Raw genomic sequence first — 22531 nt, 5'->3', positions numbered from 1 at the left:
CCGGGGACAGGATAGCCTGCCGCCGGAAAAAATAAAGACAGGAGGCACGAAACCGTGCCTCCTGTTTTTATATGGGGTGGTTAGGGCAAACAAGGTATCATAGAAACAGGAAAATATTTACCTAAAATTTACCTAAACCTGAAACAATAATGGTTTCTTATTACTTTTATTACATGTATAATACGCCATCAAAGTGATGTAAGTAGAAAATTTTTTAGTTTTTTTATTGATTGGCCCCGGTTTGAGAAAACAGGGACCGTATTCTATATAAGGGGGGATCTGCTGTATGAATAGTGAGCACACAATCATCCAACAGGTCGACGAGGCAAGAGGGGATGTACAGGCGGCGGACCGGCTCATCAGCAGCTACCTGCCCTTTATCAAGGCGGAAACAGCCAAGTTTTTAAAGCGGCCGCCGATAGAGGGGCAGGACGATGAACTGAGCATCGCTATGATGGCCTTCCACGAGGCCATCGGAAGCTATTCACGGACTCGCGGGGCTTTTCTCAAATACGCGGGAATGCTGATCCGAAGCCGTCTCATCGATTACAGCCGGAGGAACCGGCGGCATGACGGCGTCATCTCCCTGGATACGCCTCAGGGGGAGGACGATGTCACCATAGGGGAGACAATGGCGGATCAACGGGATCATCATGAGGAAATGATGCAGCGCAACGCCACCCGGGAGGAAATTTTTCACCTCAGCAGCCAGATGGCGGAGTTTGGAGTTAGCTTGACCGACGTGGCGGCCAACTGCCCCAAACAGCAGCGGACGCTCGAGGCCTGCCGGAAGGCCCTGCAATACGCCCGGGAGAACCCGGAATTATTGGAGGATCTTCTGGGAACGCGGCGGTTGCCCATCAGCCGGCTGTCGGAGGGCAGCGGTGTAGAAAGAAAAACCCTGGAGCGGCACCGCAAATATATGATTGCCCTGCTGCTGATCTATACCAATGGGTATGAAATCATCCGAGGGCACTTAAAGCAGGTGATGAAAGGAGTGGCAGTGAGATGAGTTATCTGGTAATGGAATGCCACCCTGGATATGCCGTTCTTCTGGATGAAGAGGGCCGCTTTTTCAAAGCAGCCAATCTCCAGTATGAAGTAGGCCAAAGGGTATATGACCCGGTGCTGATGCGGGAAGAGCCGCAAAAACAAAGCCATACCATCCGATGGATTGGTGGCGCTGTGGCGGCAATTGCAGCATGCCTGCTGTTGGTTTTCGGTATTGGCTACTATCAGAATTATTTACAGCCCTACTCCTCCATCTATTTGACCATCAACCCGGAGGTGCAGATGGATCTGAACCGGCAGGGAACGGTTGTAGATCTGACCGGGACCAATGAAGACGGAGAAAAGCTGTTGGAAGGCTATGACGGCAAGGGCAAAGATAAGGTCACTGTAGCCGATGAACTCATTGACCGGGCCATTGCTATGGGATTTTTGTCAGAAGGAGGTCAAATCTCCTTCTCCATTGACTCCCCCGATGAGGCCATGTTCCAGGAGTACGGCATGCAGCTGCGCACCCAGGTGGAGGAATATCTGGACGGACGGATGACGGTGATGATCGAAATCGTCAACTACCAAAACGGCCAGGGGGAGGAAGCGCCGGAGGAAGTATCAACCACCACGCCGCTGGTCACGACAACCCCGCCGGCTACAACCACCACACCGCCCCAAACAACCCCAGCCACCACCCCGGCGGCTCCGCCCCCTGCGACCTCCCCAAACACCGGCTACGGCAATACGGATTATGGGCCGGGCAGCGACGGTGATTCCGGATACAGCCCGGGAAGCGACAACGGGTCAGATGACAGCGGCTATGACGATGATGACAACGATGATGGTGGAGATTCCAACTATGATGATGAAGAGGATGACGACTAATTTTTTAAAAATCTTTCTGTACGACCCCGGTTTTTTGGTAGGCCTTCCGTAGTCTATCAGTGTAAGGTGAAAACCACACGATAATAACTGAGAGGAGCAATCAATTATGAAGTTGAGAAGAAAAGTTTTAGCAGCGGTCTCTTCCCTGGCTGTCCTGGCGGCAGTCCTTCTGGCCGGATGCGCCACCCAACCAGCGGAGGGCAATGCCCTGAAGGAAACAGGAATCCTGACCTTAAGCGTCAACCCGGAAATCCAGATTGAGTACAACAAAGAAGGCAGGGTTACCGCCCTGTCCGGACAGAATGAGGATGGCAAAGGCATTGTGGCCTCCTATCAAGACTATATCGGAAAAGATTGCAGTGAAGTTCTTCAGGATTTGATTGTTGAAATCAATGAGGCTGGCTATTTTGTAGAGGATGTTGACGGCAACCAAAAGAACATTGTCCTGCAGCTGGAACCTGGTTCTGTGCTTCCAAGCAGCGACTTTTTGGCCAATATGAGCGCCAGCACCCAGGATGCGGTGAAGGGACTGCGCCTTTCCTCTGGCATTGTGACCATTGACGACGACGATTACGACCCAGCTTATGCCAAAGATGGAGGAGAATCTCCCTATATTACCCTGGAAAAGGCAAAAGAAATCGCGTTGACCCAGGCCAATGTCAGCGCAGCCGATGCTGTGTTTGAAGATAAGGAGTTTGACCACGACGACGGTACGCCGGTGTTTGAACTGGAATTCGTGGCAAACGGCGTCGAATATGAGTATGATGTCCACGCCGTAACCGGGAAAATCCTCCGGGCGGAACACAAGACCGGCAGCATTCCCGCCAATGGTACGGCGGGCTACAACGACACCGACTACGGCCCCGGAAGCGACGGCGTCACCGATTACACTGACACCGACTACGGCCCCGGAAGCGACGGCGTCACCGATTACACTGACACCGACTATGGCCCCGGAAGCGACGGCGTCACCGATTATAACGATACCGACTACGGCCCCGGAAGCGATGGCGTCACCGATTATAACGATACCGACTACGGCCCCGGAAACGACGGCGTCACCGATTACAACGACACCGACTACGGCTCCGGAAGCGACGGCGTCACCGATTACAATGACACCGACTACGGCTCCGGAAGCGACGGCGTTACCAATTACGGGAATAGCAACTATGACGACGGGGGCACCACCAATTATGGCAACTCCGGTTATGGGAACAGCAACTATGACGATGGCGGCAGCAATTACGACGATGGGGATTCCGGCTATGACGATTGACCCATCCAAAGGGCGCGGCCTGCGTCATGAGCTGAAGCACCAGATCAACCTGCGGGAAGATCTGGTGCTTTCCCAAAGGCTGCGCAAGCTCTTTCCCCATGACCAGCATGGGGGAGCGGACGGCAGTTACCGGGTCACCAGCCTCTATTTTGACACCCCTTATGACACCGCCCTGCGGGAAAAACTGGACGGGGTCAACCGGAGAGAAAAATTCCGTCTGCGGTATTATGGAAGGGATACTTCTTTTATCCGGCTGGAAAAGAAGACCAAGGAACAAGGACTGTGCGGCAAACACAGCGCCCGCATGACACCGGAGCAGGTGGCGCGGCTGCTGGCGGGGGAGGACAGGTTCCTTTTAGATGCCGGCGACCCGCTGTTCGCGGAGTTTTATAGCAAGCTGCGGGGAGAGGGCCTGGGCCCCAAGACCGTGGTCTGTTATGACAGAGAGGCGTTTTTCTATGGCCCCGGCAATGTGCGGATTACCCTGGACCGAAATATCCGCTCTGGACTGGGGAATACCGATTTTCTCAATCCGGACCGGTTCCATTTGAAGGTGCTGGAGGAGATTACGGTACTGGAGGTCAAATATGACGCCTTTTTGCCGGATCTTGTCCGCATGGCGGTACAGGTGCCCGGCAGGCAGGCGGCATCCTGCTCCAAATATGCCCTGTGCCGGCGGTTTGACTAAAGAGAAAAGTGGAGGGAGATCGGCATTATGACCTTTCAGGATATTTTTAAGTCCAGCTTTCTTGAGAATATAACCGGTGTTTCCATGCTGGATATGGGCATCGCGCTCGTTCTGGCCTTTTTGTTAGGACTGTTTATCTTTTTTATTTACAAAATGAGCTACAGCGGCGTCATGTATTCTATGAGCTTTGGAGTGACCTTGGTGGCCCTATCCCTCATTACCGTTCTTCTTATGATGGCGGTGGTCAGCAACGTGGTGCTTTCCCTGGGCATGGTGGGCGCCCTGTCCATTGTCCGGTTTCGCACCGCCATCAAAGAGCCCATGGACATTGCTTTTTTGTTCTGGTCCATTGCGGTTGGGATTGTACTGGCGGCTGGTCTGATCCCTCTGGCGGTATTCGGCAGCCTTTTTGTAGGGATCGTGCTGGTTGTTTTTGCCCGCAAAAAGACGGTGGATGCCCCCTATATTTTGGTGCTCCACTGTGAGAATGGCCAGGTCGAGGCCCAGACCAGGGATTTTCTGAAATCCCAGGTGGCGCGGCTGAACCTAAAGAGTAAAAGCATGGAAAACGGTATGGTGGAATTAAACTACGAAGTCCGGTTAAAGGACGACAACAGCGCCTTTGTCAATGAACTGGAAGCAATGGCCGGCGTTTCCAGGGTGGTGCTGGTCTCTTATAACGGCGACTACATGGGATAAGGCAATGATCAAACACAAGCGCATCGACCTGATCTGTATAGCCGCTGCCATTGCGGCCGCTCTTCTGACCCTGGCGCTGATGTGGGGCGGGGATCAAATTCCTCAAGAGAGCGCCCCTCTAGCATATGTGACCCGGCTTTTTGATGACAGCAGGGTTCATACCGTTGATATACAGATTGACGATTGGGACAGCTTTGTCCAGAATGCGGCCAAGGAGGAGTATGTTTCCTGTACCGTCCAAATTGATGGGGAGGTATTCCAACAGGTAGGCCTGCGGGCCAAAGGGAACAACTCCCTGCGGCTGACAGAGGAATATGGGCTCAGCCGCTACAGCCTGAAGCTGGAGTTTGACCAGTTTTTGGACGGCGGAAATTACTACGGCCTGGATAAATTTTCTCTGGATGCTTCCTTTCAGGACAACAGCTATCTAAAGACCTATATGGCTTATGACATGATGGCCTTTATGGAGGTGCCTACTCCCCTTTGCAGCTATGCCTGGGTCAAGGTCAACGGGGAGGACTGGGGGCTGTTTTTGGCGGTGGAGGAACCGGAGGAGGCGTTTGCCCGGCGGAATTTTGGCAACGATCATGGCCAGCTTTACAAACCGGATTACCGCTCCTTAGAGGAAGAAAATGCCGACGTGGCGCTGCGGTATATTGACGGCAATCCCAGCAGTTATCCAGGCATCTTTGAAAACGCCAAATTCCAGCTTACCCAAAAAGATCAAAGGCGGCTGATTGAGGCGCTGGAAATTTTAGCTACCGGCGAAAATTTAGAAAGTGCTGTCAATGTGGACGGCGCCTTGCGGTATTTTACGGTACAGGTCTTTGTCATGAACTGGGACAGCTATCTGGGATATACGGGACACAACTATTTTTTATATGAGGAAGAGGGGATTCTCACCATTCTGCCTTGGGATTATAACCTGGCTTTTGGCACCTATGCCCTGGGCATGACCAACCCTATTGAAGATCCCAACATCCTTATCAACTATCCCATCAATACCCCTGCGGAGGGAAGCGTGATGCTCAACCGGCCCCTCTATCACAACCTGATGCTGCGAGACGAATACTTTGCCCAGTATCACGAATACTTTGATGAGTTTTTATCTGAGTATATGGAAAGTGGGCGGTTCGCGGCTACCCTTCGGCGGACAGCGGCGATGATTGCCCCCTATGTTGCGAAGGATCCCACAAAGTTTTGCTCCTATGAGGATCATCAGCGTGCTGTGGACACCCTGGAACAGGTCTGCCTGCTCCGGGCGCAGAGCATCCGGGGCCAGCTGGAGGGGGAGATACCGCCTACCCTCCAAGGCCAACGGGAACAACCGGATGCCGGTGTGGACGCCTCATCCGTCCAGCTGGCCGACTTAGGGGATTTTGAGGATCTGGAATCGGCGGGAGAAAGACAGCAGGCGGCGATGGAACAGATAAAACAAAAAGCGCTTAGGATTTTTCCTAAGCGCTTTTTGCCGATCAAGGGAATCCTTCCCCAAAAAGGCCAAGGGCGCAAATTTCGAAAACTATCTGCCCATCTCCTCAGCGGCCTTGTTGATGCAGGAAATGGCGTTGAGGCTCCGGGGATAGCCGATATAGGGCAGGCATTGGGAGACCACCCGGATCAGGAATGCCTTGTCGTTGCCAAGGTTCATATTGCCCTTGGCGTGGCTTGTCAGCTGGGGTTCGCAGCCTCCCTGAGCCGCCAGGAAGCAGAAGGTAATCATCTCCCGCTGCTTGAGGTCCAGCCCGGTGCGGGTGTAGTAGTCCCCAAAGCAGTTGGCCGCCAGCCAGCGGTTGATGTGGCCCTGTTTCCAGGCGTCCTTCATAGAATCCCCGAAAATCTCCACCTGGGTTTGGGCGCCCCTTTCCAGACGGTTTTCCATGGTGGTGGTAGCCTGTCCCTCTAGGGGAAGCTTGACGCCCCGGCCGGCCAGGATGGCGTTGGTGGCATCCAGGAAGGGACGAACCCGGCCGATGCCGAGATAATCCACCGCCTGGTAGACGATCTCCTTGGCCATGACGGGGGTGACCCCGGCATCCAGGGCCTGGGGCAGCTCCAGCCGGAACTGATCAATGCCCTGGCAGCCCAGCAGGGTAGCCAGGATGGCCATATGACGGGTAGGCTCTTCCAGCTGCTGGCCGGGCTCGCCCACCACCTCATCCGTGGCAAAGTGTTCCATCCGCTCCATAAATTCCGGATCGGTTTCGTAGATGTTCATCTGTATCTCCTTCTTTCTACTTTTCAATCTGTTGGTTGCCGGTGCTCCACACATGCTGCTCCCCCTCTGCCGCCGGGGTGTTTTGGGCCATGACGCCTACCAGGTTGTGGGGGACATAGGGCTCCTCCAGATAGGCGATTTCCTCCGGCGTCAGCAGAAGATCCGCCGCCTTTGCCGCCCCTTCGATATGGTGCAGCTTGGTGGCGCCCACTACGGGAGCCGTCACCTTGGTGAGCAGCCATGCCAGGGAGATTTCGGTCATGGATACGCCCCGTTTTTCTGCCAGCTCTGCCACCCGGCTGATGATGACCGCGTCCTGCCCGGCGGTGGCGTCATATTTAAACTTGGCGTAGCTGTCCTCTTCCAGACGCTTGGATGTCTCTCCCGGATGCTTGGAAAGGCGGCCGCCGGCCAGGGGACTGTAGGGGGTCATGGCAATGTTGTCCTCCCCGCAAAGCTTCGCCATCTCCCGCTCCTCCTCCCGGAAGATCAGGTTATAATGGCCCTGGATGGAAACAAACTTGGAAAAGCCCTCCTGCTCCGCCAGGGCGTTTGCCTTGGCCAGCTGATAGGCCAGACAGTTGGAGATGCCGATATACCGGACTTTTCCCGCCGTTACAGCCTGGTGCAGCCCCTCCATAATGTCATAGAGGGGGGTGGCGTAATCCCACATGTGGTAGATATACAGATCCACATAATCAAGGCCCAGGCTTTTCAGGCTGGTATCGATCATCCGCTGGATATGCTGCTGGCCGGAAATCCCCGCTTGGATCTCCTCCGGGGTCCGGGGCAGGAACTTGGTGGCCACCACCACATCCTCCCGGCGGGCAAAGTCCCGGAGGGCCCGGCCTAGATACTGTTCACTGGTGCCGCTTTGGTAGGCAATGGCGGTGTCAAAGAAGTTGACGCCAAGCTCCAGCCCCCGCTTGATGATTTGCCGGGAGTGTTCTTCATCGATGGTCCAGCTGTGCTGGCCATTCTTGGCGTCGCCAAAGCCCATGCATCCCATGCAGATGCGGGAGACGGTCAAATCGGAATTGCCCAGTTTGGTGTATTGCATATGATTCCCTCCTGATGGAAAAAGATTGCCTTTCCTCATTTGAGGGGCAAGCCTTTATTTCAGACTCGGATAAGCCTGGTCATCCACCGCTTCCAGCCATTCATTGCTGGTCTCGTCGCCGGGGACTTCTACGGCAATGTGGGAAAACCAGCTGTCCGCCTTGGCCCCGTGCCAATGCTTGACCTCAGGCGGGATGACGATGACCGTTCCCGGCTCCAGGCTGACGGCTTCCTTGCCCTCCTCCTGGTACCAGCCGCTGCCTGCGGTGCAGATGAGGATCTGGCCACCGCCGGTTTTGGCGTGATGGATGTGCCAGTTGTTCCGGCAGCCCGGCTCAAAGGTGACGTTGGCCAGGGATACGGCGCTTTCTCCCGGTTTTGTCAGGGGATGCAGATAGGAATTGCCGATAAAATACTGGGAGAATGCGGTATTGGGCTGGCCCATACCGAAGACGTTTTGGGCGTCGAATTGGTTTTTGTCTTGGATTTTCATCAAGGTACCTCCTCATCATGATAGGTTTTATTTTATGCTTTTTCTTGCTGTTTTTTCCGGATATGGTAGCGCAGGTAATCCAGCCGCTGCAGCTGTGTCTCCCGCAGGTGGATTTCATCCAGGGTGCAGCTGCGCTTTTGGTTGAGCATCTTCAGCCGCTGTTCCTCTGTATCCTCCTGCTCCAGCAAAAGCTTCATGTAGGTCTCGATCTCGCCAATGTCAAAGCCCATGTCGTGGAGGGACATAATCAGGCTCAGACGCTCCAAATCCGTGTCGTCGTACTGCCAGGCCCCCATCACCTTTTTCACCGCACCGCAAAGCCCCCACCGCTCGTATTCCTTGAGGATTTCCAGGGGGATCTGATAGCGTTCGCTTGCCTCGTTGATGGTCATGGAATAACCCCTTCCAGATCGTGCATTTTGCTGGCAGAAGCGGCGGATGCCTTATTGCCAGTTCTTTTTATGCAAAAAAATAGATGTCCCGTTGGGACACCTATATTGTAGACCTTGGATGAAAACATGTCTAATGCTTATATTGGATTCTCTTTCATGCCTGAAATGTATTTTTGTGCGTGTTCAATAAAGGCAGAAGCCGCCGGAGAAAAGACCTGGGCGTTTTTCCACACCAGCACCGTGCTGGTGCGAATGGAAGGGGAGAGGGGGACAAAACAAAGCCCCTCATAGGAGCAATCGAGAATCAGGGTGAGGACGTAACCCACCTGGTTGCGGGCCAGGATGGCCTCATTATAGAGCAGGTTTCCGCTGGCCACAATATGCAGCTTCTCCGCCAGAGGGCCAAACCAGTGAAACAGCTCATTTTGCAGGATCTCCCGCTGGGGCAGGATCAGGGGCTGGCCGGCCAGGTCCTGGGGCGTAATCCCCGGCTTTTCCGCCAGAGGGGAATCGGCCCGCATCAGCACACCCCAGGTTTCCTGAACCGGTGTGCGGATAAACCCATATTTTGCAATGTCCACCGGTTCCGGCAGCAGGCCCAGATCCAGAATCCCCCGCTCGATCCGCTCCTTAATATTGTCGGCATTGCCGCTGTATAGTTCAAAGGTTACCAAAGGGTTTTCCCGCTGGAAGGTGGAGATCAGTTCCGCTAGGAACTGGGAGCTCTGCAGCTCCCCGCTGCCCACCGAGATATTGCCCGCCAGCTGTTCCTTCTCATGGCACAGCTCTTCCTTGGCCTTTTCCGCGAGGGAGACAATCTCCTCTGCCCGCCGGCGCAGCAGCATCCCCTCCTCGGTCAGGACAATATGGTGCTTGCTCCGGTAAAAGAGTTTGACGCCCAGTTCCTCTTCCAGCTGGATCAGCTGCCGGGAGAGGGTGGGCTGCGTCAGGTGGAGGAGGTGAGCCGCCCTGGTGATATTCTCCTCCCGGGCCACCATGAGGAAATATTTCAGTACCCGAATCTCCATAAGCCGTCCCCCTTTTTTTAAAATCATAGCACAGAGAAGGGGGAGAAGCAACACAGAGAAAGACAGGCCCTGGGCAGAAATTTTCATAGGGGCGATCCTATGAATCCACAGGCGCCTGCATTATTGGGTGATGAGAAACAGGCCTACAGCGCAGACTCCCATGCCGATGACCTGTTTGAGGGAGATGCTCTCCTGATAGAGGAAAAAGCCCACCAAGACTAGGATGCAGGCAAGGGAAATATTGGCCACAAGGGAGGCGGTGTTTACCTTCCATCCAGCCCGGTAGACGTGGATATAGCCAAACTCCAGGGCAACCACACTGATGCCCAGGAGGACCGCTGTCCAGTTGAGCTTGGATAGCTCTGCCGGCAGCTTTTGATGGCCGCCCTGGAACAGGTACAGCCCAAAGGCGCACGCCGCGGCAACACAGTAGGTGACGGCCAGGGAAAGAAAGGCGTTGGCCTGGGACGGGGTAGATTTTGTGGTGATATTGTAAAATACATTGGCCACAACCACCAGGGCAATAGGCCAGATATAACCGAGCATTATGATCCTCCTCCAAGCAAAAAAGCAGCCAGACCAAAGCCTGACTGCCGGTAGGTGCTCACCCGTTTATTCTTTTATGATGATACCATTGCGGGCACCGGATGTCAAATTTCGTCTTTTATGCTTGTTGTCGCAGATCTAGAATCCTTGCCATTGCATTTGACGCCGGCATGGGGACAAAAAATCGAAATCCTTGGAGTACATCACAGTTGAGACTTTGCAAAATTTCGATCTGCTTGTCATCCTCAACCCCTTCCGCCAGGATGGTCAGTTCCATGCTGTGGCCTGTCTGGACCAGGGCGTTGAGGATGATCTTACCCTGGGCCGTCCACATGTTGTCGATGAGATGCTTATCTAGCTTCAGACCATCCATGGGATATTCCTGTAGGTCGTGGAAGGAGGAAAAACCAATTCCGAAGTCGTCAAAGATGACCCGGACGCCAAGATCCCGAACGGCCATAATATTCCGGAGCATCTGTTCGCTTTCTTTGGGATCAATCCACTCGCTCTCGGTTACCTCCAGAATGAGCAGTTTTCGAGGAAAGGTATGGTTTTGTAGGATCTGTGTGAAGCGCTGGGTAAAATCATAACTGGCCAGTGTCCGGCGGGAAAAGTTGCAGGAAATAAAGAAATCATGGATTTCTTGTTGCTCTAAACCTTCTAGGAACACGCAGACTTTTTCCATGCCATAGAAATCCAGGTTCTCAATCCGGCCTTCCTTCTCCAGCAGAGGAACATAATGGTCCGGCATTAAGAGACCCCGCACAGGGTGATTCCAGCGGGAAAGGGCCTCACCCCCCACCACCCGATAGGAGTGGGCGTCCACAAAAAATTGGAGATAAAGCTGAATTTCCTTCCGTTCCAATCCACCTTCAAAATCTGCCAATAGCTGCCATCGTTCCTGACAGTTTTTGCATTCTTTGGTATCACAAAATCTGCAATCCGTTTCCTCCCTGCGAGCCTTTAGGGCGCACTGCCTGGTATGAAACAGGGCGTGGCCTAAGTCCCGGTACTCTACCTTGAGAGGACAGATGCCCGCCACTGCGTCGCCGGGGGATAACTTTCGCCCGTCGCAGGAAAAGCTGCGAATCTCCTGGAGCACGGCGCGTACCCACCGTTCTACCCTTTCCTGGTTCTGGGACATTTTAACGGCGATCAGTTCTCCGTCGGAGCCTTTGGCCAGGATATCGGAGGAAATGCCCGCCTCTTTGAGTGCCTGTGCCCCATGAAGCCAGAATGCCTTGGCCTGCTCCTGCCCCATAAAATATCCCACATGATCCAGGTCTAGGTGAAAACAGACCAAATAATAGAGAGGGCGGTTCTGATCTTGGATGAGTCGCGGGTACGTATGATCCAGATATTCGTAGGTTCGCAGCCCCGTTTCCGGATCGTTTAGAAGAATTTCTTTGGCCTTTTTTCTCTCCCGTTTCAGACAGACCAGGGCCGACAGAAGCCCCAGAACCAGCAGCAGGAAGATTATCCCGATACCGACCATTGCAGCTGTGGGAATCCCCTGCTGCGGGGCGCCTTCTCCAGCTACCTCCAACAGAGAGCCGCTCCACTCTGCCTGGGAGCGCTGGGCCGCATATTCCCGCAGGTCAGCTTGAAAAGAAGAAGGGGCTACATCGGTAAAGGAGAGAAAATACACCGTCTCCTCCCCTTCAGTGACGGCGGGGAAGAGAAGAAGGGGTTCTTCCTCCATATGGGCATATTGGTTATCCCCCGCACAGCCAGAGACCAGGTCGACCTGTTGTTTCTCCGCTAGATCCTTCCGTTGATCCTTCTCGCCTGGCTGGTAATAGCGCAGATCGTACCCATATTCGCTGGCAAACTGCCGGAGAAATGAGGGAATTGCCCCCTCATAGGTCTGGCTTTCCGGGTCATAATACTCCAAAGGATAGAGATCTGGATTTCCTGCCACATAGATGATTGCTTCGCCGGTTTGCAAGATCTACCTTCCTCTCTCACCGAAATAGGGCCAGATTGCCAGTAGGAGCTGCCTCGCTCAGACTGGCGGCCTGCTGTTCGAGTTGATGGGTCTGAGCGTTAAGCTCCTCCAAGGTTGCGCAGATAGACTCCCGCAGTTTTTTGATGTTTGCCCGGTAGCCATCCAACAGTGACAGATCCTGCTCCAAAGCTTGGCGGAGGGTTTGACGAGCGGCTTCCTCCTGAACCTGGGTTTCCGCCTTTAACGCTTCCGCGCTGGCTCTAGCGTCCAAAATAGCGGTGGAAATTTGATCATACTGTCCGCGTATCCTGCTGACTTCTTCCCGCAAGCGGCTATTTTCTTCCTCCAGCTCCCGGATGCGGGTTTGGGCCTGCTGATCCATCCGCTCCATCTGGGCATCCTTTTCCAGCAGCTTCTGGGAAAACGCCTCTTCCTGGGTGGCAATATATAAGAATACATGATCCTTTTTGTACCCCCAAAGGCCCTGCTTCATTTCTTCCAGCTTCATAAATTGACCTCCGTTTATTTGAATTTGATTTCCTGGCGTTGGATCTGACCCCAGGTAGCCTTCTTTTTCCGATAACCGATGAGAGCAATCATCCGTACCCAGGCCAGAATAAACCGCAGGCAGGATACCTCGATGACACACAGCCCCACCGCCTTGAGAAGGTCGGTGGGATACAGGCGCAGGTCGATGGTGTGGATCCTGGCCCAGAAGGCCGTGAGAGAGAAGATGGCGGAATAGGCCACATAGATGCCGAAAAAGAGGAGCATAAAGGGCACATTTATCAAATCCACAGCAAAGGCCAGCAGGGTGGTCAGTAGGCCAAAGACCTCAATATAGGGGGAAAAGAGTTCATACAACAAGAAATAGAGGTAAGAGATAAAGCTGACCGCCCCATATTTGGGGTTGGCCATAATGTTGCGATGTTTCATCATGCTCTGGAACAACCCAATATGCCAACGGCGCCGCTGTCTGCACAGGTCTCCCAGCCTTTCCGGCACCTGGGTCCAGCAGATGGCGTCGGTAGCATAGCGAATGCGGTAGCGGCGTCCACTCTCCCGACAGAAGACATGCAGCTTGACCACCAGCTCCATATCTTCCCCCATGCTAGTGTTGTCGTAGCCGCCGGCGGCGATGACTACGCTTTTGAGAAATAGGCCGAAGGCGCCGGAGATGATGATATTGCCATTAAATTTATCGAAGAGGATGCGGGAGGCCAAAAAGGAGCGGTCATACTCCAGGACCTGCATACAGGCCAGCAGCTTTCGGGGCATCCGGTAGCGCACCACCCGGCCGCTCTCAATTTCGGCGCCGTTGCAGGGACGCACCGCGCCGCCTACGGCTACCACATCGGGATCCTCCAGGACCGGCCGCACAATCTTTTCCAGGGAATCATGCTGGAGGACAGAATCTGCGTCTATACAAAGAAAATATGGATAATTGGAGACATTGATGCCCATATTTAGGGCGTCGGACTTCCCGCCGTTTTTCTTCCGCACCAGGGTAATAGGCACCTTCCAGGCCCTGGTCTCATAGATTTTTTCCTCTGGCTGACAGGGAATCCTGCGCTGGATGGGACGATCAACACTCCACATGTGAAAGGCGTCCTTCATCACCTGGGCGGTTTCATCGGTGGATCCATCGTCTACCACAATAATCTCATAGAGTTTATAGTCCAGCGCCAACAATGAGCGGACGGTGGCTTCAATGGTCACCGCCTCGTTGTGGGCGGGCACAATGACTGAAACGGGGACATAGTAGTCGTTGGATAGCTCGTTTTTCAGGAGATTGCGCCGTTTAGCGGCATATAGGTCGGAGGAACCCACCGTGACCGACAGAAAAAGGAAGCTGGCATATCCCAGCATGTAGAGGATGAAAAAGCCCTCTACGCAAAGGAGAAATATCTGTATAAAATCCCTCATAAAGTAGCAGCCACCTTTTCTTGTTGCTCGTTTCCTTCCGCTTCCCATTCCAACGGAGTTTTCTCCAGTCGCCTGGTTTCCAGGCGGTATACCAGCATCTCCCGGGCATACCGGTCCTCTCCCGCTATGACCTGCAGTAGCTGCTCATAGTCTAGGCCATGAGCCTCCAGACTGGCGGAAGCGTTGTAACGCACATACCAGTTAGGGCTGTTCATGGCATGCAGCAGCCCGTCCACAACTTCCTGGCCGGGATACCTTGCCAGAGAGGAAGCGCTGATGGCGGCAAACTCCCAACGCAGAGGATCCTGATCGCCAATCATTGCCAGCAGTGTTTCTTTCGCCCCAGGGTCAGGATACCGCCCAAAGTAGCGGATGGCCGCGAAACGCAGTTCCTTATTCTGCTGGGGATCCTGAAGAATTTGTAGCAGCTGCGGTCCATAGTTCCCACTTTGAAAGCGGATGTAATCGAGAATAGAGCGCTGGATATGGAGGGTAAACTGGTCGAATCTAACCCAGAGCCGGCCAATTAGATCGTCACAATTTCCTGTGTAGGTGAGAAGTGCCTCGGTGATCACCTTTTCGTGGAGAGGGGATTCCGTACCCTTCCCCAGTTCCAACAGGGCGGACACTAGGGATTCCGGGCTTCCGAAGGCGCAGAGGGCCTTGAGGACGTTGATCCGGCAGTATAGGCTGTTTTTTTGCAGATAGGATAGGATAACCTGCTGAATCTGATCCATCTGCCGGTGACGCTGATTCCAGTGCCGGGAAAGGAAATAGCAATAATAGGCCGCCTGGGTTTCCTCTCGTTTCAAGTAGACGGTGGACAGGTATAAAAATACGGGCTGAAACTGTATTGTATACTCCAAAAACGTCGTGTTGTCCTTGTCATAGTCCTCCCAAAGCCGGTCGAATGCCAGCAGCCAATGGACCCGGGAGAGACGTCGGCGCATCCAGATCAGATGTCGCTCCTGAACAGGCTGGTTCTGCCGGATATAATTAAGCTGGGCGTCCACCCGTTTGGCAAGCGCCGCCACCTGTTTTTCCAGCCGGTGGTTTCCGGTGCGAAGATGGAGGGTGTAAACAAGGTTAAATACCAGCATGCTGAGACACACTAAACCGTACCCATATAATAAATATTCAATGTTCACACCATTTACCTCCTTTCCAGGCCAGGGAAAGATCAGCCGTCCCGACGGGCCCAATACTCCTGTAAGATATAATAGGATTCTTTCAGTCGCTCATGGCTGGTAACCGTTTTCCCCCAGCCCTCCAAGGAGAAAGCGTTCATAGGAATACGGTACTCCCTGTCCTCACCGGTGGCCAATCCTACATACATTTGGTCAATCTGGAGGTTTTCAATTCCATAGCACTCATAGTAGTCGTCGTGGATCATCATCTCCGATGGGTTGGAGAAATTGAGCAGCTGCCAGGGGATGCGGATTTCCACCCCGTCACCGGTGAACATGTAGTCGGCCAGGGAGTCGAAGTCCTCCGATTCCGGATTGGCATTGCCATAGCGGAGCTTGCCCGTCTCGTAGACCTCGCCCACCCGCTGGGCAACATTCTGCTTGGGAAGGAGATCGGTCAGCTTCAGGGCCAGGTCGATGGCAACGAAGCGGGGGCTGTCCTTCTCCGGCGGGCTGATATAGGGGTCGGCGATGTAGTAGGCCTCCCAATAGACTGCCTTTAGGACCTCATACCGCTCCTGCACCATAATCCGGCTGTTGTCGGCGCCGTCAATGCTGATGATGAAATCGCAGGCCTGCTCAAAGGTCAGGCCATAGTTTTGGCAATAGGTGCTGCCGGTTTTGGGGGTGATGTCAAGGGGAATGTACAGGGTATCCTCCTGAGGATCAAAGCCCTCTTGACGAGCGTAGAAATAGAGAAACTTTTCGTCATATTTCACAGACAGGCTGCCATCCTCCGACGCAAGGACCACATCCTCCTCCCCCCATTCCGAGGGGTCGCCGTCCACATAGCAGACGCTTTCCTCCTCGCCTGGGTCGAAGGTCAGCAGGCCGAAAAACTGCTCGTTGGTCTGATAGTCACTCCAATAGGGGGTGTTGTCCAGATCTACGGCGTGCATGGTGTTCCAGGTGCGTTTAAACCATTCATCCTGCCAGGAGAATAGGCAGCTTCCCGCGCTGCCGGCGTCCATAATATCCTCATAGCATTCGATCAGGTACTGCCCCTGTTCCTGTTCGGTGATATGGCCCTGGCTCCGGCCGGTATTTTCATCAGTTTGTGCCCGTCCTCTACCGGTAGTAATGCCGTATTCAGAGATGACCACCGGTATGTTGTGGAAATGATTGAGGGCCTTGAGATAGGCGGAATAGGTGTTGAGCCGTCCCCGGGAGTCATAGTAATCCTCCTCGGTGAGATAGTCCTGGATCCGAGGCGCGTCAAGCAGGGAGAGGCGGTACGCAAGGGTTCTGGCCATGTTGGTGCCAAAGAGGTCGTCCAGCTCCTCCGGGGAATAGGAGGCCGCCTCCCGTTCGGTCTGGAGATAATCGGGGAAATAGGCATAAACATGGTAGGAGGCAAAATAGCCCGAAAGAAAATTGTCGGTGGGCTGGATGTGTTCCACATTGATGGCCGCCACCTTATGACGATAGTTGGAGGTGATGAGGGAATAGCGGAAGGGGTCGGTGGTGGGCCAGTTGGAGAAGGCCACCAAACGCTGTTGTTTATAGCGGGAGCTTTCATATGCGATGAGCCTATCTCCCAACTGGGCCAACATGGCTTCAAAAGGGGTAGCCTCATCGGTAGTGACCATATATTTTCCAGAGTAACTGCACCTGTCCGGGTTATTTTGGTTGGTGTAGGTGACAAGGCTTGACTCCCACTCCACCCCCAGAATATAGCCCAGCACCCAGGAGGATACGTCATGCCGGTAGAAGCCGGAGCCGTCCCCATCCCGGCCCAGAAGGAATTTGTTCCCATGGAGGATATCCACAATGGTCTGGCAGTCCTCGATGAGTTCGGGCAGCAGCCCGTCGTCATAGGCGTCCTTATGGGAGTTATGGGAATAATCATCCACCCAAACGCCATGAAGCAGCCACAGGGGTTCCTCCCCCTGTTCCTCCCGCTGGGTGTTGTATTCGTAAAAGGCGTTGTAAAAATCGTCGTGAAGGATGGTGTACACCCGGATGGTGTTGGCCCCCAGGTCCTGGATCATCCCAAACCACCGCAGATAGGTTTCCTTGTCGATGGCGAAATCGGTGGCCCACTCCCCGGGAATGCCCACCCCTAAATCCACGCCGCGGATCTCAAAGGGGACAGCCTCCCCATCCCGGACCATATAGATGGACTCCTCGTCGGTGGTCATAAAGGTGCTCACCGGGGCATTGGGGTTGAGGTCAATATAAAAGCCCAGATTGTAGTATGCGTACCAGCCCATAAAAATGACCAGGATCAGCGCGCAGACGCAGATGATAAACTTTTTCAATGGGCTTTGCCTCCTCTGGGTTTTCAGTGATTATAGGCCTTGTTGCGGGAGGGGTGGCAGTACTGCCGCAGGGTGTGGATGTTGTCATCCAGCCAGTCGCCCCGGTCGCAAAGCCAGTCCTTTAGCTGTTCCACCGCTTCCTCATGGCTATACAGATTGCGGGAGGTGGGGATCAAAGGCTCCCATTGGGTCATGACCTCATGCCATCTCTCATTGTTGCGCTCTATTGCCGGACCGAGATAAGCCAAGGTTTCGTCGATATAGTTCATAAGATATTCTTCACTGAAGACGGTGTCCCGAAGCTCTTCGTACCGCTCCAGCAAACGGTCTACAAACCGCTGGGATTTGCACAGCATGGTGTACCAGTGCTTTCCGTACATAATGAGGGTGTCAGGGTCGAATTCGGTTTCCTGATAATTGTCGCAGGCGTTGTTGAAATCCCACACCGCCAGCTTGTATTTCCCACTCATATCCTTGTAGATATAGGTGGAGTATTTTCCAGCGTCCGAATTCATGGAAAATTCGTTGATAAGGAAATAGTCGATAAAGTTTTCTTCGTCGATCCAGTTCCAATAGCCATATTTCCCAGTGTCATAGTCATAGGAGTATAGGGCCTTTTCAAAAGCGGCGTAGTCCAGCTCAATCCCTTCCCGGATCTCTTCGGTCAGGGCGGAACGTTTGGGATATCGGATAGAGATATCAGTTTCGATGGTTGTCATTCGTTCAAGATAGGAATAGACATCCCGGATACTGCCCAGATCTGGGTCGGTGGTGCGGTCGGACCGCAGCAGGTAACCGGTGACTGAGGTGCCGTATGCCTGATCGCTGAGATCCAGCCGGCAGTCGTTGCCGTTGGTGATTGTCTCCACCATCAGATAGAGCCCTTCATATTCCCCGTTGAGGATCAGCTCGCAGTAGCGGACATTGGGAGCCCACGCCATGATCTCACCGGAAATGTTGTACCATATGTAGTTGCGGATCAGGGACTTGTCCAGAGAGGGGCCGTAAAGTGCCCAATCGCTGTGAGCGTCCATGCCCATAACCGCGACTGGGTTATCCAGCCCCTCTTCGTCCACGAAATTGAGCCGGTAGGAGCGTTTTTCAAAGGTGCGGGAGGAGTGGCCCCGCAGCCGGATTTCGGAAATGGTAGATACTGTCGCCGGGTCGGAAGGGTGGTTGTTCCGGTCCTGATTGTCGATGATGGATACTTCCGCATCCACCACATCCCGGCCGTCATCGGCTAGGCTGGTATATACCTCACCGAAACTATCATGAAGGTCGGTAATTTCACCAGGGATTTGCTGGCCGCTAGTGTCGATAATGACCAAGGGCAGGTGGGTGCATAACTCGCTGCCGCTACAATCGCAGCCCGCATCCGGCTGCCGGGCGCTTAGATGCTGATGAACTCGGGCGGGACCGGTCTCCTGATCAAAGGCGGCAGCCGCCAATGCGCTTAGGATCATGATGATGGCCATAGACAGCCCTAATACCCGATATTTCATGCCCTACGCCCCCTTTTTAGCTGACAGATCAGCCGCTGATTTCATCGTTTTGCATGACAATATTGAAATACTCGATGCCGCCGATCTCATACACCGCATCAGTAATGCTCTTGCCTCCTGCCTTTTCCGCCTTGGCAAGATACTTGCCGCTGAGCTCATAGATAAATTCCACATTCTCATCCGTCGTGTTTTTCGCGCGGAGGATGGCCTTGCGGTTAAAGTATTGGAAGATCAGCGCTTCGACGGTGGGTTCGTTGACCCGGGCGGCCCGCAAAATCAGCAACACCCGGTTGTCGTTTCGGATGCGCCCGAAGAACAGCAGCACCAAAAATACAAAGGCGCTCCCCACCGAGGCCACTAGATAATCCCCAGAGCCGCAGCAGATTCCCACCACAATGGCCCAGAAGATGTAGACGGTGTCCCGGGAGTCCTTGATTGCGGTGCGGAAACGGACAATGGACAGGGCGCCTACCATGCCAAGAGAAAGAGCGATATTGTTGCCGATGACGATCATTACGGTGGTGGTCACCACAGTCAGGGTGACAAGGGATACATTGAATTTGACGCTGTAGATACTCCCGCTGTGGGATAGACGATAAGATAGGAAGATAAACCCTCCAATTACCACCGCAAAGGCAAGACGCAGGACAATGGCTCCAATGGAGAGTTCGCCACCGCTAGTTTCCAATAGTTGTAATAGATATTCTCTCATGGTTGATGTTTCTCCTTCTTGTGAAATTTATCCGTGGTTGCCAAGGGAAACGCTTCGGGCTAGGCAGTATTTACTGACGGACAGTTCTGAACGTTCCACCTGATCTAGCAGGTCCTTGATATAGCTGAGCAGGAAGCCGTTATACTTGACCTCTAGTACCAAATTGAATGGATCCATCACCGGATACATGGGAAGTTTAGGGTCGAACAGCTCAAAGCGGGACTCGGTAGCGACAATCCGGCTGTCAAATGTAATGCGGATGCGGTTTTCCTTGGCCACATAGGCCTGCCGGCGGTATTCCACCACCGTTTTTGGCCGGTAACACCGGCAGTGCATCAATCCGTAGCATTCCGCCGCAAAGGGATCTTTGTATTTCTGCAGGGGACGGTAGTCCCCCTGGCACAGCTGCCGGGCATCCTCTCGGGTAAGACGAAGGGAACGCTTGCGCTGATAGGGGCCCTCCTTTTGTTTCATCTCCAGCATGGCGAAATCCGCCTGAGGGCTGTAGCTGCGCAGCCGGATTTTTCTACGCAGTTCCAGGCCGTCCACCTTGTCGTTAAAATCCTGGTCATCCGGGGTGTCGAAATACAGGGAGCGGATAAGATAGCCCTGGGCGCCGTTGTGGGCGTCGCCGTGCATGACGGCGCCTAGCCGCCCCTGCAGCAAAAGGCTGTCCACCATATGGATAGCAAACTTCTTTTCCTGTCGTAAAACTTCGTTCATCCCGGGCCTCCTGTCCTTTGCCTCCCGCCTGATTCTCAAGATAGAATAATTGGTCCTCAGCGGGAATGTAAGGGATGTTGTAGCGTCAAATATAGAGATAAAAAATGTTTTTACAAGATAATCATACACGATTTTTACACTATTTTAACATAAAGAAAAGGTCAGCACAATACTGGCAGGGAAACGGGAAACTGCATATTTTGGCCAAATTTTCCCTTTGTCCGTAGTGTGTTCACTGGGGGGATTATCGGCCATAAAGGGAAATTACCCACGGTTTTTATGGCTGTGTAATGCGGAAAGGGGAAAAAGCCTGATGAAAAATGGCGCAAGGAACAGATAGTTAGAAATCAGAAAGAAGCAAAGAAGTGTTGAAAGTCTAGGCCAAATATACTATACTAGAACATAACTGAGATTATTTTGAGAACGGCACTTACGACATCATTGCTCTGGTTTGAGATGAAGGGCCGCTCAGCAGCAAACAGGAAAGGATGCGTTGCATATGAAACAACACCAGGACGCTGTGGGATACCTGCCGGAAGAGCGGCCAAGCTTTGGAAAGCTGCTGTTGTACGCCATACAGCAGGTCATTGTCATGTTCCCGGCTACCGTTACGGTTGCCCTTGTCACCGGTTTCCAGGTATCCACCACCATTTTCGCCAGCGGCCTTGCCACCCTCTGCTTTATCCTGATTACCGGCAGGAAGATCCCGCTGTATTATGGCTCCAGCTTCGCCTACCTGACCGCCATCGCCAGCATGTGCGCGGCCGAAGGCTTTGTGAAGGTAGACGGTATTCTGCCTACAGAAGCGATCCAGTATGCCCAGTTCGGCATCATCTTCTCCGGCCTTATCTCCATTGCGGCCGGCCTGTTGGTCCGCTTCTTCGGCAAGAAGGTGGTGGAGACCATCCTGCCTGCCTCCATCACCGGACCGGTTGCCATGATCATCGGCCTCACCCTGGCGGGGAACGCCTTAAGCGACGCCATTCCCAATGTCACGGAGGTGACCAGCGAGAGCGTCATGTGGATTATTGTCGCCCTGGTCACACTGGTCTCCACCATCCTCTATTCCAAATATCTCAAGGGATTCCTTGGGCAGCTTCCCCTGCTGCTTGGTGTGCTGACCGGCTGCGCGGTGGCCGGCATAGCTTACGCCGCCGACTGGGCCAACCTGTTCCGCTCTGTGCCGGCAGCGGCTCTGGAAGCCTCTATTTGGCGCTTGGGCGACGGGTCTATCTTCGCTGTCCCCGCGTTTTCCTTCCCCAAGGTGTCCTGGAGTGCTGTAGCGGCGATTATGCCCATCGCCATTGCCACCATTCCCGAATCCACGGCCCATATGTATCAGCTGGATATCTATGTCAATGACGTTGCCCGGAAAAAAGGCAAAAAGATGAAGTACAGCCTCATCGATATGCTGGACCGCAACCTGATTGGCGACGGTATCTGCGATATGATCTCCGGCGTTGTGGGCGGCCCCGCCGGTACCAACTATGGTGAAAATATCAGCACCATGGCCATTACGAAGGTCTTTTCCGTCCCTGTCCTCGTTGCCGCGTCGATTATCGCCATGATCGTCAGCTTCTTTACGCCGCTGATCCAGGTGATCTATGGCATCCCTCTGGCTGTCATCGGCGGGTTGGAAATTTATCTGTTCGGCGCCATCGCGGCCCAGGGTATTGCCATTATGATTGAGAAGAAGGTGGACATGTTCTCCTCCAAGAACATTGCCGTCATCGCTTCCATCATGATTATCGGCATCGGCGGGAACTACGCCTTCGGCGGCAACATCCCGTTCTTCGGCCTGCAGGTTCCCTGTATTGCAGGCGCAGCCATTTTCGGCATCCTTCTCAACCTCCTGCTCAGCATCGGTGAGAAGAAAAAAGCAAAGGCACAGGAAGAAGAGTAAAACCGGCTTATCCTTTATAGCACGAAAAATAGACGTTGCAGTACTGCAACGTCTATTTTTATCATATTTGATGGATGGCAGGC

Annotated in this window: 20 protein-coding genes and 1 pseudogene; 7 read left to right on the top strand and 14 right to left on the bottom strand. The window is 53.7% G+C overall.

From position 1 onward, the window contains the following. Nucleotides 1-286: 286 nt before the first annotated feature. From WGC32_RS10515 to WGC32_RS10490, 6 genes and pseudogenes are all read left to right on the top strand, one after another. Nucleotides 287-1012 (top strand): sigma-70 family RNA polymerase sigma factor, encoded by a 726-nt coding sequence (locus tag WGC32_RS10515; RefSeq protein WP_342681825.1) that lies wholly within the window; start codon nucleotides 287-289, stop codon nucleotides 1010-1012. Further along, nucleotides 1009-1884 (top strand): anti-sigma-I factor RsgI family protein, encoded by an 876-nt coding sequence (locus WGC32_RS10510; RefSeq protein ID WP_342681823.1) that lies wholly within the window; start codon nucleotides 1009-1011, stop codon nucleotides 1882-1884. Before WGC32_RS10515 ends, WGC32_RS10510 begins: the two co-directional genes overlap by 4 nt. A gap of 106 nt (nucleotides 1885-1990) precedes the next feature. After that, nucleotides 1991-3163 carry a PepSY domain-containing protein gene (locus tag WGC32_RS10505; RefSeq protein WP_342681822.1) on the top strand — a complete coding sequence of 391 codons (1173 nt, stop codon included), beginning with the start codon at nucleotides 1991-1993 and terminating at the stop codon, nucleotides 3161-3163. Further along, complete coding sequence (locus WGC32_RS10500) at nucleotides 3096-3851, top strand: polyphosphate polymerase domain-containing protein (protein WP_342681821.1); 756 nt, start codon at nucleotides 3096-3098, stop codon at nucleotides 3849-3851. Before WGC32_RS10505 ends, WGC32_RS10500 begins: the two co-directional genes overlap by 68 nt. A gap of 27 nt (nucleotides 3852-3878) precedes the next feature. After that, a complete protein-coding gene (locus WGC32_RS10495; protein WP_342681819.1) occupies nucleotides 3879-4550 on the top strand; it encodes a DUF4956 domain-containing protein in 672 nt (223 codons plus the stop codon). After that, a pseudogene (locus tag WGC32_RS10490) lies at nucleotides 4480-5808 on the top strand (CotH kinase family protein); the annotation flags it as partial. The gene WGC32_RS10495 and the pseudogene WGC32_RS10490, both read left to right, overlap by 71 nt. A gap of 264 nt (nucleotides 5809-6072) precedes the next feature. On the opposite strand, the gene WGC32_RS10485 reads toward WGC32_RS10490, so the two are convergent. The 14 genes from WGC32_RS10485 to WGC32_RS10420 form a co-directional block, all read right to left on the bottom strand. Next, the gene (locus WGC32_RS10485; RefSeq protein ID WP_342681818.1) at nucleotides 6073-6768 is read right to left on the bottom strand and encodes a carboxymuconolactone decarboxylase family protein; all 696 of its coding nucleotides are present in this window, start codon (nucleotides 6766-6768) and stop codon (nucleotides 6073-6075) included. A gap of 16 nt (nucleotides 6769-6784) precedes the next feature. Continuing rightward, nucleotides 6785-7828 carry an aldo/keto reductase gene (locus tag WGC32_RS10480; RefSeq protein ID WP_342681816.1) on the bottom strand — a complete coding sequence of 348 codons (1044 nt, stop codon included), beginning with the start codon at nucleotides 7826-7828 and terminating at the stop codon, nucleotides 6785-6787. A gap of 54 nt (nucleotides 7829-7882) precedes the next feature. Next, complete coding sequence (locus WGC32_RS10475) at nucleotides 7883-8320, bottom strand: cupin domain-containing protein (RefSeq protein ID WP_342681815.1); 438 nt, start codon at nucleotides 8318-8320, stop codon at nucleotides 7883-7885. Between the two features lie 32 nt (nucleotides 8321-8352). Further along, entirely contained in the window at nucleotides 8353-8712 is a 360-nt protein-coding gene (locus WGC32_RS10470) for a MerR family transcriptional regulator (RefSeq protein ID WP_342681813.1), read from the bottom strand. 137 nt (nucleotides 8713-8849) lie between these two features. Next, nucleotides 8850-9740: a LysR substrate-binding domain-containing protein gene (locus tag WGC32_RS10465; RefSeq protein ID WP_191482582.1), complete on the bottom strand. Its 891-nt coding sequence runs from the start codon at nucleotides 9738-9740 to the stop codon at nucleotides 8850-8852. Nucleotides 9741-9860: 120 nt separating this feature from the next. Next, nucleotides 9861-10286: an EamA family transporter gene (locus tag WGC32_RS10460; protein WP_191482583.1), complete on the bottom strand. Its 426-nt coding sequence runs from the start codon at nucleotides 10284-10286 to the stop codon at nucleotides 9861-9863. Nucleotides 10287-10404: 118 nt separating this feature from the next. After that, on the bottom strand, nucleotides 10405-12234 hold the full coding sequence (locus WGC32_RS10455; protein WP_342681812.1) for an EAL domain-containing protein: 1830 nt from the start codon (nucleotides 12232-12234) through the stop codon (nucleotides 10405-10407). Between the two features lie 16 nt (nucleotides 12235-12250). Continuing rightward, the gene (locus WGC32_RS10450) at nucleotides 12251-12742 is read right to left on the bottom strand and encodes a hypothetical protein (protein WP_191482585.1); all 492 of its coding nucleotides are present in this window, start codon (nucleotides 12740-12742) and stop codon (nucleotides 12251-12253) included. A gap of 14 nt (nucleotides 12743-12756) precedes the next feature. Next, a complete protein-coding gene (locus tag WGC32_RS10445; RefSeq protein ID WP_342681810.1) occupies nucleotides 12757-14160 on the bottom strand; it encodes a glycosyltransferase family 2 protein in 1404 nt (467 codons plus the stop codon). Then, nucleotides 14157-15308 carry a HEAT repeat domain-containing protein gene (locus tag WGC32_RS10440; RefSeq protein WP_342681808.1) on the bottom strand — a complete coding sequence of 384 codons (1152 nt, stop codon included), beginning with the start codon at nucleotides 15306-15308 and terminating at the stop codon, nucleotides 14157-14159. Before WGC32_RS10440 ends, WGC32_RS10445 begins: the two co-directional genes overlap by 4 nt. 32 nt (nucleotides 15309-15340) lie before the next feature. Further along, nucleotides 15341-17608, bottom strand: a complete 2268-nt coding sequence (locus WGC32_RS10435; protein WP_342681806.1) for a hypothetical protein — start codon at nucleotides 17606-17608, stop codon at nucleotides 15341-15343. A gap of 23 nt (nucleotides 17609-17631) precedes the next feature. Then, complete coding sequence (locus tag WGC32_RS10430) at nucleotides 17632-19110, bottom strand: CotH kinase family protein (RefSeq protein ID WP_342681804.1); 1479 nt, start codon at nucleotides 19108-19110, stop codon at nucleotides 17632-17634. A gap of 28 nt (nucleotides 19111-19138) precedes the next feature. Continuing rightward, complete coding sequence (locus WGC32_RS10425; RefSeq protein ID WP_191509528.1) at nucleotides 19139-19822, bottom strand: DUF4956 domain-containing protein; 684 nt, start codon at nucleotides 19820-19822, stop codon at nucleotides 19139-19141. 27 nt (nucleotides 19823-19849) lie between these two features. Then, the gene (locus tag WGC32_RS10420; RefSeq protein ID WP_342681802.1) at nucleotides 19850-20545 is read right to left on the bottom strand and encodes a polyphosphate polymerase domain-containing protein; all 696 of its coding nucleotides are present in this window, start codon (nucleotides 20543-20545) and stop codon (nucleotides 19850-19852) included. A gap of 499 nt (nucleotides 20546-21044) precedes the next feature. Here WGC32_RS10420 and WGC32_RS10415 point away from each other — a divergent pair, with 499 nt between their 5' ends. Next, nucleotides 21045-22448: a uracil-xanthine permease family protein gene (locus WGC32_RS10415; RefSeq protein WP_342681800.1), complete on the top strand. Its 1404-nt coding sequence runs from the start codon at nucleotides 21045-21047 to the stop codon at nucleotides 22446-22448. The last annotated feature ends 83 nt before the right edge of the window (nucleotides 22449-22531 follow it).

The organism is Zongyangia acetica (assembly GCF_038739695.1).
Lineage (GTDB): Bacteria > Bacillota > Clostridia > Oscillospirales > Ruminococcaceae > Zongyangia > Zongyangia gallinarum.
Note: the sequence above shows the minus strand (reverse complement) of the source record. Positions and strands in the feature narration are given on the sequence as shown.

Bases quoted from the DNA above. Each gene is read 5' to 3' on its own strand.
- WGC32_RS10515 (WP_342681825.1), top strand. From the start codon at position 287: ATGAATAGTGAGCACACAATCATCCAACAGGTCGACGAGGCAAGAGGG.
- WGC32_RS10510 (WP_342681823.1), top strand. From the start codon at position 1,009: ATGAGTTATCTGGTAATGGAATGCCACCCTGGATATGCCGTTCTTCTG.
- WGC32_RS10505 (WP_342681822.1), top strand. From the start codon at position 1,991: ATGAAGTTGAGAAGAAAAGTTTTAGCAGCGGTCTCTTCCCTGGCTGTC.
- WGC32_RS10500 (WP_342681821.1), top strand. From the start codon at position 3,096: ATGGGAACAGCAACTATGACGATGGCGGCAGCAATTACGACGATGGGG.
- WGC32_RS10495 (WP_342681819.1), top strand. From the start codon at position 3,879: ATGACCTTTCAGGATATTTTTAAGTCCAGCTTTCTTGAGAATATAACC.
- WGC32_RS10485 (WP_342681818.1), bottom strand. From the start codon at position 6,768: ATGAACATCTACGAAACCGATCCGGAATTTATGGAGCGGATGGAACAC.
- WGC32_RS10480 (WP_342681816.1), bottom strand. From the start codon at position 7,828: ATGCAATACACCAAACTGGGCAATTCCGATTTGACCGTCTCCCGCATC.
- WGC32_RS10475 (WP_342681815.1), bottom strand. From the start codon at position 8,320: ATGAAAATCCAAGACAAAAACCAATTCGACGCCCAAAACGTCTTCGGT.
- WGC32_RS10470 (WP_342681813.1), bottom strand. From the start codon at position 8,712: ATGACCATCAACGAGGCAAGCGAACGCTATCAGATCCCCCTGGAAATC.
- WGC32_RS10465 (WP_191482582.1), bottom strand. From the start codon at position 9,740: ATGGAGATTCGGGTACTGAAATATTTCCTCATGGTGGCCCGGGAGGAG.
- WGC32_RS10460 (WP_191482583.1), bottom strand. From the start codon at position 10,286: ATGCTCGGTTATATCTGGCCTATTGCCCTGGTGGTTGTGGCCAATGTA.
- WGC32_RS10450 (WP_191482585.1), bottom strand. From the start codon at position 12,742: ATGAAGCTGGAAGAAATGAAGCAGGGCCTTTGGGGGTACAAAAAGGAT.
- WGC32_RS10445 (WP_342681810.1), bottom strand. From the start codon at position 14,160: ATGAGGGATTTTATACAGATATTTCTCCTTTGCGTAGAGGGCTTTTTC.
- WGC32_RS10430 (WP_342681804.1), bottom strand. From the start codon at position 19,110: ATGAAATATCGGGTATTAGGGCTGTCTATGGCCATCATCATGATCCTA.
- WGC32_RS10425 (WP_191509528.1), bottom strand. From the start codon at position 19,822: ATGAGAGAATATCTATTACAACTATTGGAAACTAGCGGTGGCGAACTC.
- WGC32_RS10420 (WP_342681802.1), bottom strand. From the start codon at position 20,545: ATGAACGAAGTTTTACGACAGGAAAAGAAGTTTGCTATCCATATGGTG.
- WGC32_RS10415 (WP_342681800.1), top strand. From the start codon at position 21,045: ATGAAACAACACCAGGACGCTGTGGGATACCTGCCGGAAGAGCGGCCA.